This is a genomic window from Noviherbaspirillum soli (assembly GCF_015352955.1).
GTDB lineage: Bacteria > Pseudomonadota > Gammaproteobacteria > Burkholderiales > Burkholderiaceae_D > Noviherbaspirillum_A > Noviherbaspirillum_A soli.
Genome location: NZ_JACYOX010000068.1, coordinates 1 through 13,644, shown reverse-complemented (window position 1 = coordinate 13,644; position 13,644 = coordinate 1). Strand labels below are relative to the sequence as shown.

General features: G+C 63.2%; 10 protein-coding genes. 1 reads left to right on the top strand and 9 read right to left on the bottom strand.

Annotated features, from left to right (window positions below):
• Positions 1 to 91 precede the first annotated feature (91 nt).
• From IGW04_RS24535 to apbC, 7 genes are all read right to left on the bottom strand, one after another.
• On the bottom strand, positions 92 to 3,058 hold the full coding sequence (locus IGW04_RS24535) for a formate dehydrogenase subunit alpha (protein ID WP_194715731.1): 2,967 nt from the start codon (positions 3,056 to 3,058) through the stop codon (positions 92 to 94).
• A 16-nt stretch (positions 3,059 to 3,074) separates the two neighbouring features.
• Positions 3,075 to 3,269 carry a hypothetical protein gene (locus IGW04_RS24530; RefSeq protein WP_194715730.1) on the bottom strand — a complete coding sequence of 65 codons (195 nt, stop codon included), beginning with the start codon at positions 3,267 to 3,269 and terminating at the stop codon, positions 3,075 to 3,077.
• A 224-nt stretch (positions 3,270 to 3,493) separates the two neighbouring features.
• Complete coding sequence (locus IGW04_RS24525) at positions 3,494 to 4,108, bottom strand: TorD/DmsD family molecular chaperone (RefSeq protein ID WP_194715729.1); 615 nt, start codon at positions 4,106 to 4,108, stop codon at positions 3,494 to 3,496.
• 28 nt (positions 4,109 to 4,136) lie between these two features.
• Positions 4,137 to 6,239, bottom strand: coding sequence for a 4Fe-4S binding protein (locus IGW04_RS24520; RefSeq protein ID WP_194715728.1), 2,103 nt, complete (start codon positions 6,237 to 6,239; stop codon positions 4,137 to 4,139).
• Positions 6,223 to 6,861, bottom strand: a complete 639-nt coding sequence (locus IGW04_RS24515; RefSeq protein WP_194715727.1) for a DUF3306 domain-containing protein — start codon at positions 6,859 to 6,861, stop codon at positions 6,223 to 6,225. The genes IGW04_RS24520 and IGW04_RS24515 overlap by 17 nt, the downstream gene beginning before the upstream one ends.
• Positions 6,858 to 7,373, bottom strand: a complete 516-nt coding sequence (locus tag IGW04_RS24510) for a DUF3305 domain-containing protein (RefSeq protein ID WP_194715726.1) — start codon at positions 7,371 to 7,373, stop codon at positions 6,858 to 6,860. Before IGW04_RS24510 ends, IGW04_RS24515 begins: the two co-directional genes overlap by 4 nt.
• A gap of 27 nt (positions 7,374 to 7,400) precedes the next feature.
• Complete coding sequence (apbC, locus tag IGW04_RS24505; protein WP_194715725.1) at positions 7,401 to 8,516, bottom strand: iron-sulfur cluster carrier protein ApbC; 1,116 nt, start codon at positions 8,514 to 8,516, stop codon at positions 7,401 to 7,403.
• Positions 8,517 to 9,358: 842 nt separating this feature from the next.
• Here apbC and IGW04_RS24500 point away from each other — a divergent pair.
• A complete protein-coding gene (locus tag IGW04_RS24500; protein WP_194715724.1) occupies positions 9,359 to 9,631 on the top strand; it encodes a hypothetical protein in 273 nt (90 codons plus the stop codon).
• Positions 9,632 to 9,748: 117 nt separating this feature from the next.
• Here the strand turns inward: IGW04_RS24500 and fdhF are convergent, their stop codons facing one another.
• Complete coding sequence (gene fdhF, locus IGW04_RS24495; RefSeq protein WP_194715723.1) at positions 9,749 to 12,568, bottom strand: formate dehydrogenase subunit alpha; 2,820 nt, start codon at positions 12,566 to 12,568, stop codon at positions 9,749 to 9,751.
• Positions 12,569 to 12,570: 2 nt separating this feature from the next.
• On the bottom strand, positions 12,571 to 13,644 hold a 1,074-nt coding region (locus tag IGW04_RS24490; protein WP_194715722.1), incomplete at its 5' end, for a complex I 51 kDa subunit family protein.

Here is a 13,644-nt window from a genome sequence, read left to right as displayed (position 1 = left end):
GCTGTTGCACTCGATGCAGCGCTCCGCGTCGCAGATGAATTTCATTCTTGCCATTTGCTATTCCTCTTTATTCGCTGTTGGCTACGCCGCATCAGGCCACGATCTTTTCGATGTTGCAGATGGTGGTTTTGGTTTCCTGCATCATCGTCACGACGTCATAACCGTAGGTGGTGGCGGTGTTGACCGCCTCGCCGCGCACGATCGGCGCCGCGCCCTCGGGGTAGAACTCCTTCATGTCGCGGCCCTGCCACCAGCCGGAGAAATGGAAGGGAATGAACGCGGTGTCAGGACCGACCCGCGGCGTTACCAGCGCCTTGACCTTGATGCGGGCGCCGGTCGGCGTGGCCACGATCACGTACTCGCCGTCACGGATGCCGCGGTCGGCCGCCGCTTTCGGGTTGATTTCCACGAAGTTTTCCTGCTGCAGTTCGGCCAGCCACGGATTGGAACGGGTTTCCTCGCCGCCGCCCTCGTACTCCACCAGGCGGCCGGAGGTCAGGATGATGGGGAATTTCTCGTACAGCTTCTGCTCCACGTTCTTGTCCTGCACCGACTTGTACAGCGTCGGCATGCGCCAGAACGCCTTCTTGTCGTCGTGGGTCGGATACTTGGCGACCAGGTCGGGCCGGGTGCCGTACAGCGGCTCGCGATGCTTCGGAACCGGGTCGGGGAAGTTCCAGACCACCGCGCGCGCCTTGGCATTGCCGAACGGATGCACGCCATGCACCTTCATCGTCACGCGCTGGATGCCGCCGGACAGGTCGGTCTTCCAGTTCTTGCCTTCGGCGGCCTTCTTTTCCGCCTCGGTCAGGTCGTCCCACCAGCCCAGCTTCTTCAGCAGGATATGGTCGAACTCCGGGTAGCCTGTGGTGATGTCCGAGCCGACCGAATGCGAGCCGTCCTCGGCCAGCAGGCTGACGCCATCGCGCTCGACGCCGAAGTTGGCGCGGAAGGTGCCGCCGCCATCCATCACGTGCTTGGTGGTGTCATACAGGTTGGGCGAGCCCGGATGCTTCATTTCCGGCGTGCCGAAGCACGGCCATGGCAGGCCGAAATAGTCGCCGGTGATGTCGTAGCCGGTCGCCGCGTCCTTGCCGCCCTTGGCGCGCAGGGTCTTCACGTCGAACAGGTGCATGTTGCGCATGTGCGCCTTCAGGCGCGTCGGCGACTGGCCGGTATAGCCGATGGTCCAGGTGCCGCGGTTGATCTCTTCCAGCATCGACTCCGGTTCCGGCTCCATCATGCCGCCCTTGCCCGGCACCAGCTTGATCTTCGCCACCAGCTCCTTGGCGAAGCCCAGCTTTTCCGCCAGCTGGTACATGATCATGTGGTCGGTGCGGGACTCGAACAGCGGCTCGATGACCTTCTCGCGCCATTGCACCGAGCGGTTCGACGCGGTGGCCGAGCCGGAAGTCTCGAACTGGGTGGCGGCCGGCAGCAGATAGACCGCGCGGTTGGGATTCAATTCCTGGCCATCGACCTTCATTGCCGCCATTGCCGCGGTGGCCGACGGATACGGGTCGATCACCACCAGCAGGTCCAGCTTGTCGAAGGCCTTCTTCATTTCCAGGCCGCGGGTCTGCGAGTTCGGCGCATGGCCCCAGAACACCATCGCCTTGACATTGCTGTCCTGGTCGATCAGCTCATTCTTTTCCAGCACCGCATCGACCCAGCGCGACACGGTGGTGCCGGACTTTTCCATCATCGCCTGCGAGGCGAACTGCTTCTTCACCCACTCGTAGTCCACGCCCCAGACATTGCACCAGTGCTTCCATGCGCCGGTGGCCAGGCCGTAGTAGCCAGGCAGCGAGTCCGGGTTGGGGCCGACGTCGGTCGCGCCCTGCACGTTGTCGTGGCCGCGGAAGATGTTGGTGCCGCCGCCGGACACGCCGACATTGCCCAGCGCCAGCTGCAGGATGCAGGAGGCGCGCACCATGGCATTGCCGATGGTGTGCTGGGTCTGTCCCATGCACCACACGACGGTCGAGGGCTTGTTCAGCGCCATCGTCTGCGCGGCCTTGAACACTTCCGCTTCCGGCACGCCGCAGGCTTCCTCGACGCGCTCGGGCGTCCACTTCATCACTTCTTCCTTGACCGCTTCCATGCCGTAGACGCGGTCGTGGATGTACTTCTTGTCTTCCCAGCCGTTCTTGAAGATGTGGTACAGCATGCCGTACAGGTAGGGAATGTCCGAGCCGGAACGGATGCGCACGTACTGGTCCGCCTTGGCCGCGGTGCGGGTATAGCGCGGATCGACCACGATCATCTTGCAGCCGGTTTCCTTCGCATGCAGCATGTGCAGCATCGACACCGGATGCGCCTCGGCCGCGTTGGAGCCGATATACATCGCCGCCTTGGCGTTCTGCATATCGTTGTAGCTGTTGGTCATCGCGCCATAGCCCCAGGTGTTGGCAACGCCGGCCACCGTGGTGGAGTGGCAGATGCGGGCCTGGTGGTCGCAGTTGTTGGAGCCGAAGAAGGAGACGAACTTGCGCAGCAGTTGCGCCTGCTCGTTGTTGTGCTTGGAGGAGCCGACCCAGAACACCGAGTCCGGGCCATTGGCCTTCTTCATGTCCAGCAGCTTGGCGGCGATCTCGGTGTAGGCCACGTCCCAGCTGATGCGCTGGTACTTGCCGTTGACCAGCTTCATCGGGTATTTCAGGCGGTATTCGCCATGGCCATGCTCGCGCAGCGCGGCGCCCTTGGCGCAATGCGCGCCGAGGTTGATCGGCGAATCGAACACAGGCTCCTGGCGCACCCAGACGCCGTTCTCCACCACCGCGTCAACCGCGCAGCCCACCGAGCAGTGGGTGCAGACGGTGCGGCGGACTTCGATCTTCGCGCCCGGCGCGCCGGCCTTGGCGCCGTCGGCCGCATTGGATTTGCGGATCAGACCAAGCTGCGCCGCCGCGATGCCGGCGCCTACGCCAATGCCGGAGCGCTTCAGGAACATGCGCCTGTCCATGGTGGGCAATGCGCGCGACAGAGTATCAGCCAGGCTTGATGAAAAACGCGTGTTCGAACGCTGGCCCGACTGGCCTTTGCGAGTCAACAGCATGGGGGTCACCTCGAAATTAGATAGTGGTAGTGCGGTAATACTTCTTGACGTGCTCGCTCAGGCGATAGCTGTTGCCTTCCGGCTCGGCAGGCTGTTCGGCAATGGCTTGGGCCACGTTGGCGGGGGCCAGCTTGGCTGCCACGCCCGCGGCTGCAACCAGCCCCAGGCCCGCGAAAAAGCTCCTGCGCGCGATTTTTTTCTGTTCGGACATGATGTCTTCCTGGTAGTTGTGGGTGGCGTTGTATGTTTTTTCTGCAGCCACGCAAAGCGATGAAAATACCGTCTTATTTATACAAACTTTGATTTGTCGCATTGTAGGTCGAAAATAAACAAATGCAACTGGGAAATGCACTCAAGTGCAGGCGATTGTGGAAACTACGTAGAGACACGCAACGCATTTCATGTTGCGATGCCGCAAAATTGCGGCGCGGCACGCTAGCTCATGTCAAACGCCTGCATCTCGACTTCAAAAAAGTTCTGCGCGAGCGCCGTCACCACGCGGTAAAAACGGGCTTCCCGGTGCGCGGCGACGGCCTCGCACAGCGGCATCACCCAAGGCTGCAGGTGCGTGGCGAAGAACCGCTTCTGCTCGGCGATGCCCACAGGCGCAATTTCATTGGACGCAATCAAATAACGCATGACTTCGCACAGCATGGCGATATGGTCCTCGCTCTCGGTGACCGAGGCATCGCGCTCCAGGCCCAGTTCGGCCAGGTCGGTGCGCAAGGCGGCCAGCGGCTTTTCCATCAGGAAGCCCGACAGGTAATAGGAGCCGTAGAGCATCACCTCCGGCTTGCCCACGCCGATGAAGAGCGATTCATATTCATCCCGCAGGCTTTCCGCATCGGCCTCGCGGCAGGCTGCCACCAGGCCGGCCCAGGCCTGCTCCAGCACGCCCTCGCCCTCGGTGCGGGCAGAAGCAATGGTATCGATCAGGTCCTGCGAAGGCGGCGCCGCGTACAGGGTGGCCAGCAGGCCGTACAGGTCTGCACGGGCGGTTTCCTCGCCACGGTCGGGTGATTCGAATTTGATCGGCTGGGAACTGCTCATGGACATCGTCCTTCTCGAACTGCGGCGCTCAGTGCGGCCGCTTCAGGCTGGTAATGGTTGCTTCGCTCTTGTTTTCCATCATGTCCACCACACGGCAGTCGCCGCACATCTTGATGCGGTTGATGTTGCCGGCGAACGCGCCATGCAGGGACAGCTTGGAAACCATGTTTTCGATCATCTGCAGCGTGCCGAACGGCGCATTGCAGCGGATGCAGTGGAAAGGCTGTGCCTCGTTGACCACCACCGGCTGGCGCGCCGCTTCGGTCAGCAGCAGGCGCGGCGCCAGGCTGATCGCGTTTTCAGGGCAGGTCTTTTCGCATAGCCCGCACTGCACGCAATTCTTTTCCACGAACCGCAGTTGCGGCGCATTGGCATTGTCCATCAGCGCCGACTCGGGACAGGCGCCGACGCAGGACATGCACAGCGTGCAGGCATCCCTGTTGACCATGACCTGGCCATAAAGCGCCCCCGCCGGCAGCGCGATCTGCTCCGGCTTCTGCGGCGCGTTCTTCAGCAGATGGTCCAGCGCCAGGTCCAGGGTGCCGCGCTTTTCGGCTGCGGCATTGAAGCCGGCGCGCCGTTCCGGCGCCTGGGCCGGCGCCAGCGCCGCCAGGCCGGCATCGAGCCCGGTCGCCGTGTCCGCGCGCAGCAGCGAGAAGTGCACGCCCTCATAGCCCAGGCCACTGACGATGGTTTGCGCCACCGCCATCTGCGCCTGCAGCGCATCGACATACTGCGGCGCTTCCTGGCTGGTGATCAGCACGGTGATATTGGTCGCGCCATAGGCAATGGCCGACAGCCACAGGTCGAGCCCGGTGGCGGCGGCATGATGCATGCCGACCGGGATCACCCGTGCCGGCACGCCGCGCAGGCGGCCGCCGGCGCGCGCCATGCGCCCCAGCTGGCCCAGCAGTTCCGCGCCGCGCTCATGGCCATGCAACAGCAGCGCCGGAGCCTTGCCGCCCGCGCTGAAATAGGTCGACAACAGGGTCTTGAAGCGGCGCGCCGTGTCCGGCGCACGCGGATAGGCATAGGTCAGCGCGCCGGACGGGCATACCGTGGTGCAGGCGCCGCAACCCACGCACAGGTTCGGATTGACCTTGATCAGGTTGCCATCGTGGCTGACGGCCTCGGCCGAGCAGACGTCGATGCAGGCGGTGCAGCCGACCTTGCCATTGCGGCCGTGGGCGCACAGCTTGTCCTTGTAGGAGAAGAACTTGGGCTTTTCGAACTCGCCCACCATCTGCGCCAGCTTCAGCGCGGCTTCGGCCTGCGCCATCTCGCTGGCGCCAGGCGCGAAATAGCCCTGCGGCGGCTGGTGCATCGCCAGAAGCGGCGTGTCAGACAGGTCCAGCACCAGGTCGTAGCTGCCCTCGCGTGCCGTGTCTTCCCGCATGAAGTCGATGGCGCCGATGGCGCCGCATGCCTTGGTGCAGTCGCGGTGCGACGTGCACTTGCTCATGTCGATCTGGTAGGTCAGGTCGATCGCGCCTTCCGGGCACACGTCGACGCAGGCATTGCAGCGGGTGCAGACTTCCAGGTCGATCGGATTGGCCTGCTTCCAGCGCACGGTGAAGGCGCCGAGCCAGCCCTTGACCTCGATGCCGCTGCCGGAAAAGGTCGGGAAGGTGCGCTCTTCCAGCATGTCGCCGGCACTGCCCGACGTCAGCAGCAGGCTGACGTCCAGCTGGGCGGCCAGGCGTTTCGCCCACGGCAGCGCCCGCGCTGCCGGCCCGACCACCAGCACATGGCCGGCCGAGTCATAGCTGACAGTGGGCACCGGCTCCGGATCGGGCAAGGCGGCGGCGGCCAGCAGCGCGGCCATCTTGGGCAGCGCCGCCCCGCCTTCCTTGCCCCAGCCGCCGGTTTCGCGGATGTTGACGAAGCGCAGCGGCGCCACCGACTTGCGTTCGGCAGCCAGTTCGGAAAACAGGGCCTGCTCCTGGGTGCAGGCAACGACGACATCATCGACGCCTTCGATTGCGCCCAGGAAGCCGCCGACTTCACGGCGGCAGAGTTCGGTGGCAACCGGCAAGGGCTGGACACCCAGGGCTGCGCCCAGCGCGGCGCCCGATCGGGCGTCCAGCGGCATGGTGCGGTTGCAGTTGCAGACTTTAAATTGGGTGGTCATCTCGGGGTGTTACGCAATCTTCAGAAGTGGGAGCAGGCAGGTCGGATCGCGGCCCATCCGCTGCTATGTCGGCACTGGCAGCACTGGCTTGCGGCTCGGCGTGCTGCGCCTGATCGCCTGCATCGCCGGAAGCATCCAGCGCCGCCTCCGTGGACGTCTCCGACTCGGCTGCCTGGGCATCGCCGTCGGGCTGCGGTTCTGCCTGCTCAGGCGCCAGATTTAGCATCCGCATGACCGGCTGCTGCAACTGGCCAAGCGGATCGAGCAGCGGCTTGGCATGCTCCAGCATGGCCAGCATCGCCGCCGGCAAGGGTTCGAACTTGTTGTAGTCGTCTATATATATGTCCAGGCCATCCATCACATTGAAATGCGGATCGGTGAACAGCTTTTTCATGGCGGTTCGACGCACGGTTTCATCCACGCCGGGCGCAACGAAGCGCCGGAAGTCGGCTTCATGGGTCAGTGCCGCCACGTCCTCCAGCGTCGGGGGCGGCAGCGCTTCGGCTGGCGCCACAGGCACACTCGGCGCCTCGGGCGTAACAGGCGAAGCATCCTGCCTGCTTTCGTCGACCGATGCCTGCTTGCGCCGGGACCATCGGCTGAAAAAATCGTCGGCGCTCATGCTTCCCCCTTCTCCTGGTCCGCCATCTGCTGCACAACCGCGCCACCTTCAAATGAAGGCTTGCGCCGCTTGCGCTTGGGCTCGGGACGATAATGCTCGGCGGCGAAGCCCGCCACCAGCGCGACCATCTCTTCCGACAGCGGCACGGTATCGACCTGCTCGCCGCCATCCATCAGCCGCGCGGCCTCATTGTAGGAAAGCGTGACCGACTTCGGCACCGCCACCTCGACGCCATCGATCTCGTCCATGCGCCACATGATGAACCAGCACGGCTGCGGCGCATTGACGTTCAGGTGATAGCCCTCGCCTTCATCGCTGTACAGCGCCACCTCCAGCCCGGCATGCAGCCAGCGGCTGTCGGCATCATCCTCGCGCAGGCAATAGACGCCAGGCGGCCGCTGCAGCAGGTCGCCCGCAACGACTTCCAGCGGCCGCCACTGATGCGACTGCCAGCGGTTATCCAGCCGGCGCCGTTGCATCACGACGCCGACTGGCATTGCTTCCGTATGCATGATTGCTTTCCTGGCCTGTCCGCTTCGTCAGTCGTTGCGGATGACGATATTGGGAAACTTGCCGGACATGTCCTTGGCCTTTTCCGCCACCTTCACCGCGATCTTGCGCGCGATCTCGCGGTAGATGGCAGAGACCTTGCCATCCGGGTCGGCCACCACGGTGGGCATGCCGCTATCGGTCTGCTCGCGGATCGACATCGTGAGAGGCAGCGCGCCGAGGAAGTCGACGCCATACTCGCCGCACATCTTCTGCCCGCCGCCTTCGCCGAAGATGGCTTCGGCATGGCCGCAGTTGCTGCAGATGTGCATGCTCATGTTTTCCACGATGCCCAGGATGGGAATGCCCACCTTCTCGAACATCTTCAGGCCCTTGCGCGCATCCAGCAGCGCGATGTCCTGCGGCGTGGTGACGATCACGGCGCCGGTCACGGGCACCTTTTGCGACAGCGTCAGCTGGATGTCGCCGGTGCCCGGCGGCATGTCGACGATCAGGTAGTCGAGCTCGTGCCAGTTGGTCTGTTCCAGCAACTGCTGCAGCGCCTGGGTGACGATGGGGCCGCGCCAGACCATGGGCTCGTCCGGGTCGATCATGAAGCCGATCGACGACACCTGCAGGCCGTAGTTCTCCATCGGCTCCATGGTCTTGCCGTCGGTGGTCTCGGGACGGCCGGAAATGCCCATCATCATCGGCTGCGACGGACCGTAGATATCGGCGTCCAGGATGCCGACCCGCGCGCCCTCGGCCGACAACGCCAGCGCAAGGTTGACCGCGGTAGTGGACTTGCCGACGCCGCCCTTGCCGGAAGCGACCGCGATGATGTTTTTCACATTCGACAACAGCTTCACGCCGCGCTGCGCGGTGTGCGCAACAATCTTGCTGTAGGCATTGACGCTGACATTGCCAGCACCAGGAAGCGCGCGGATGGCGGCGATTACGGACTTGCGGATGCCGTCGATCTGGCTCTTCGCCGGATAGCCCAGCTCGACATCCAGCGTGACATCGTCGCCCTCGACCTTGATGTTCTTCGCGGACTTGCCACTGACCAGATCGCGGCCGGTATTGGGGTCGATAACCTGCGTCAACGCGGTCTTGACCGCTTCAATCGTGATGCTCAATTCGTTCTCCTGGCTGGAATGGCGCAAGTCTAAACCAAACGGTCGTGCTGTGCTGTGCTGTGGATGTCGGATGCGGATTATATTTCTTTGCGGGAAATATTGCCGGGTATGACGAACCACTACACATGCAGTTCCAATGTTGGCATCCTTTCACTACCCGTCGTCGCCCCTCCTTCCTACGGGAACATATGTTTGGCCGTGCGTGGAAACCAGATAGATAAAAACATTACATATCGGTTGCATCCAAGCGCTTCATCACTTGTTCCGTAAGGCACAACCATTAAAGCAAACGCTGCCCAATCTATTTGTTTCGTTTGTGTTCCACCGCCGCGTAACCAATGTTTATTCTTTAGAAAGGAATGCCATGACAAAGAAAATAGAAATAAATGACGATTTTCTGTCAAACACTGATTCGATGCAGTCTCAGCGGGAATCAGCCAGGAAACGATTGACGAGCAAAATGCGCAGCTGGAAAAGACAACGCTGTCTCCCTTCTGGTATCGCGACAGGCAGTTTGGGAACAGCTTTCAGATCGGAACAATGACTGAAAGAGAACAACAGGAATTTATAGACGGCCTCAAAGACAAGAACAAAAAATAAAAATGTCCTACGGAATTCGTCGAAGCCGACACTTCCTTGGCCAATATTGTTGACCGAATAGTCGGGCTGAAGGCTGGCAGTATTTTGCCCTGAGCATTAAGCAGCCCATGCATACCGGACCGACATGAACCAAGCTAGCTAATAGTGCTGCGTACAACTGAACTCTTCAGCAAAAGGTGTCTTCGTGAATAGATTTGGCACGAAGCATTTTAGAACTCAGCGACAAATTATCGCTGAAGACCATGCGCTTTCAAGATAGGAAGAACATCATGATTGAAAATTTTTCATCGCATAACTGCCAACTTTCACTCGTCGAGCTGTCGGATGTCTCGGGAGGGAGAGAGGGGGACATTTTTGCCGGCGAGTACACGAACTCGGGCAACCAGGTGGGATCAATGACCATAAATGAACTCAGGGACTTCTTCAAAACGCACAAGCTGAGCTATTGCATCAGTTATGTCCGTGACGGCTACAATGTCACCTCGTGGGATAGCAATCAGCTGTTCCCAAGCAAGAACACATTCTTCCTCCCACGCACCTAAGCCATACCGACTAGAACCGTGAGCGCGTAGCCTGGGGTGAGCGCAGCGAAACCCGGGCGCATCCGCAATTGCAACTGCCGTGCAATGCCCCTTCGGGGTATTGCACCCTACGAGAGTTCAGGCCCGGTCCATCTCCTCCAGTATCTGCCCTCCCCCATAGCTGCTCTGCCTTGGCGGCTCGCCGCCTGGGGTTACCCTGATCGCGCAGTACTTGAACTCCGGGATCTTCGCGAACGGGTCCAGCGCATCGTTGGTCAGCGTGTTGATCGCCGCCTCGTAATAGCAGAACGGCACGAACACCGCGCCACGCGGCGTGCCTTCGTCGGCGCGGGCATAGAGCGACACCTTGCCGCGGCGTGAGGCGATGGTGATCACATCGCCGGGATTGACGCCCAATCCGGCCAGGTCCAGCGGATGCACCAGCGCCACCGGGTCCGGCTCCAGCGCGTCGAGCACCGCGGCGCGGCGGGTCATGCTGCCGGTGTGCCAGTGCTCCAGCTGGCGGCCCGTGATCAGCACGTTCGGATACTCGGTGTCAGGCCGCTCGGCCGCCGGAATGATATCGGCCGGCACGAAGCGCGCCCGTCCGGTAGTCGTCGGGAAATGATCGTGGAACACCACCGGCTCGCCGGGATCGCCCTCCTTCATGCAGGGGTAGGTCACTGCACCTTCATTGGCCAGCCGGTCCCAGGTAATGCCGGCGATGCTGGGCATGCTGCGCCGCATCTCGTCGAACACTTCCGACACATGGCCATAAGTCCATTGCAGGCCAAGCCGCTGCGCCAGCTGCTCGATGATCCACAGGTCCTGGCGCGCATCGCCCGGCGGGTTGATGGCCTGGCGGCCCATCTGCACCAGGCGGTCGGTGTTGGTAAAGGTGCCGGTCTTTTCCGGAAAGGCCGAAGCCGGCAGGATCACGTCAGCGAGATAAGCAGTCTCGGTCAGGAAGATATCCTGCACCACCAGGTGGTCCAGCGCAGCCAGCGCCTCCCGCGCATGGTTGGCATCGGGATCGGACATGGCAGGGTTCTCGCCCATGATGTACATGCCGCGCACGCCGCCGGCCTTGATCGCCTTCATCACTTCGACCACCGTCAGGCCGGGCTTCGGGTCCAGCGGCTGGCCCCACAGCTTCTCGAAGCGCTCGCGCGCCTCGGCATTGTCCACGCGCTGGTAGTCCGGATACATCATCGGGATCAGGCCGGCGTCGGACGCGCCCTGCACGTTGTTCTGGCCGCGCAGCGGATGCAGGCCCGTGCCGGGGCGGCCGATCTGGCCCGTCATCAGGGCAAGCGCAATCAGGCAGCGCGCATTGTCGGTGCCATGCACATGCTGCGACACGCCCATTCCCCACAGGATCATCGACGACTTCGAGGTCGCATACAGCCGCGCCACGTAGCGCAGCGTCTCGGCGTCGATGCCGCAGATCGGCGCCATCTTCTCCGGGCTGTATTCCGCCACGTTGGCCTTCAGCTCCTCGTAGCCTATGGTGCGGCTGTCGATGAAGTCCTGGTCCACCAGGTTCTCATTGACGATCACATGCATCATTGCATTGAGCATGGCGACATCGGTATCGGGCTTGAACTGCATGTAGCGGTGCGCGAAGCGCGCCAGCTCCGAGCGGCGCGGGTCGCAGACGATGAGCTTGCTGCCGTTGGCCACCGCGTTCTTGATCCAGGTCGCCGCCACCGGGTGGTTCACGGTCGGGTTGGCGCCGATGATCACGATGACTTCGGCCTTGGTCACATCCATCACCGGGTTCGACACCGCGCCCGAGCCGATGCCTTCGAGCAGCGCCACCACCGAGGAGGCATGGCACAAGCGCGTGCAATGGTCGACGTTGTTGCTGCCAAAGCCGGTGCGCACCAGCTTCTGGAACAGGTAGGCTTCCTCGTTGCTGCCCTTGGCCGAACCGAAGCCGGCCAGCGCGCCCTTGCCGTGGGTGTCGCGGATCTCGCGCAGGCGGCCGCCGGCAAAGTCCAGCGCTTCTTCCCAGGTGGCTTCGCGGAACACTTCCATCACCCGGTCGGGGTCCATCGTGAAGTCGCCGGTCTTGGGCATGCCTTCGCGGCGGATCAGCGGCACGGTCAGCCGTTGCGGATGGCGCGCATAGTCGAAGCCATAGCGGCCCTTGACGCACAGCCGGCCATGGTTGGCCGGGCCGTCGCGGCCTTCCACATACAGGATCTTGTCATCCTTGACGTTGTAGGTCAGCTGGCAGCCGACGCCGCAGTAAGGGCAGACCGAGTCGACTTTCTTGTCGGGCACAGCCAGGCCCGCGTCACGGGCCGGCATCAGCGCGCCGGTCGGGCAGGCCTGCACGCATTCGCCGCAGGACACGCAGGTGGAATTGCCCATCGGGTCGTCCATGTCGAACACGATCTTTTCCATCTGGCCGCGCAGCGCAAGGCCGATCACGTCATTCATCTGCTCGTCGCGGCAGGCGCGCACGCAGCGGGTGCACTGGATGCAGGCATCCAGGTTGACGGTGATGCCAGGGTGGGAGTAGTCCGGCGGCACGCTGGGACGCGGCTCGAAGCGCGGCTTGCCGACCGCGAGCGCCTCGGCCCACTGGTCGACTTCATTGTGCAGGGTGTAATCGGCTTCCGGCATGTCCGACTGCAGCAGTTCCAGCACCATCTGCTGCGCCTTGACCGCCCGCTCGCTCTCGCTGCTGACCTGCATGCCGGCCGTCGGATGGCGGCAGCAGGAAGGCGCGAGTGTGCGCTCGCCATTGATCTCGACCATGCAGGCGCGGCAGTTGCCGGCGGTGTCCATGCCGGGCTTGTAGCACAGGCGGGGTATCGACATGCCTTCGCGGTCGGCGATCTCGATGATGGTTTCGCTGGCGCGTCCCTGCACCGGGCGGCCATTCAGCGTGAACTCGACCACGGGCGCATCGAGCTGGGCAATTTCATTGCGGGTAATGGCATTCATGTTCAGTTCCCGGTCAGTTCATGGGGAAAGTAGCGGACCACGCAGTCCACCGGATTCGGCGCAGCCTGGCCCAGGCCGCAGATCGAGGCGTCGCGCATCACCTGCGACAGCTCCGCCAGCAGCGGCACATCCCATGCCGGCTTCTCGATCAGCGCCAGCGCCTTGGCCGTGCCCACCCGGCACGGCGTGCACTGCCCGCACGACTCGTCCTTGAAGAAGCGCATCAGGTTGCGCGCCGCGCCCTTGGCGCTGTCCGCATCCGACAGCACCACCACCGCCGCCGAGCCGATGAAGCAGCCATGCGGCTGCAGCGTGTCGAAGTCCAGCGGGATGTCGTTCATCGTCGCCGGCAGGATGCCGCCCGATGCGCCGCCCGGCAGATAGGCATAGAAGGCATGGCCCTGCTGCATGCCGCCGCAGTATTCGTCGATCAGCTCCTGGATCGTGATGCCCGCCGGCGCCAGCTTCACGCCCGGGTTCTTCACCCGGCCCGACACCGAGTACGAGCGCAGGCCCTTCCTGCCATGCCGGCCATGCGAGGCAAACCAGTCCGCGCCCTTTTCCAGGATGTCGCGCACCCAGTACAGCGTCTCGAAGTTGTGCTCCAGCGTGGGCCGGCCGAACAGGCCGACCTGGGCCACGTACGGCGGGCGCAGCCGCGGCATGCCGCGCTTGCCTTCGATGGACTCGATCATGGCCGACTCCTCGCCGCAGATATAGGCGCCGGCACCGCGCCGCAGCTGGATGCGCGGCATGCCAGGCATCGGCGGCTGCGCCTGCAGCGCCGCCAGCTCGCGCTGCAGCAGCGCGCGGCAGCCGTGGTACTCGTCGCGCAGGTAGATGTAGATGTCCTCGATGCCCACGGCCCAGGCGGCAATGAGCATGCCTTCGAGGAAGCGGTGCGGATCGGTTTCGAGGTAGACCCGGTCCTTGAAGGTGCCGGGCTCGCCCTCGTCGATGTTGACCGCCATCAGGCGCGGGCCGGCCTCGGCCCGCACGATACGCCACTTGCGCCCGGCCGGAAAGCCGGCGCCGCCCAGGCCGCGCAGGCCGGACGATTCCATCGCGGCCAGCAC

Bases quoted from the DNA above. Each gene is read 5' to 3' on its own strand.
- IGW04_RS24510 (WP_194715726.1), bottom strand. From the start codon at position 7,373: ATGCATACGGAAGCAATGCCAGTCGGCGTCGTGATGCAACGGCGCCGG.
- IGW04_RS24525 (WP_194715729.1), bottom strand. From the start codon at position 4,108: ATGAGCAGTTCCCAGCCGATCAAATTCGAATCACCCGACCGTGGCGAG.
- IGW04_RS24500 (WP_194715724.1), top strand. From the start codon at position 9,359: ATGATTGAAAATTTTTCATCGCATAACTGCCAACTTTCACTCGTCGAG.
- IGW04_RS24535 (WP_194715731.1), bottom strand. From the start codon at position 3,058: ATGCTGTTGACTCGCAAAGGCCAGTCGGGCCAGCGTTCGAACACGCGT.
- IGW04_RS24515 (WP_194715727.1), bottom strand. From the start codon at position 6,861: ATGAGCGCCGACGATTTTTTCAGCCGATGGTCCCGGCGCAAGCAGGCA.
- IGW04_RS24530 (WP_194715730.1), bottom strand. From the start codon at position 3,269: ATGTCCGAACAGAAAAAAATCGCGCGCAGGAGCTTTTTCGCGGGCCTG.
- fdhF (WP_194715723.1), bottom strand. From the start codon at position 12,568: ATGAATGCCATTACCCGCAATGAAATTGCCCAGCTCGATGCGCCCGTG.
- IGW04_RS24520 (WP_194715728.1), bottom strand. From the start codon at position 6,239: ATGACCACCCAATTTAAAGTCTGCAACTGCAACCGCACCATGCCGCTG.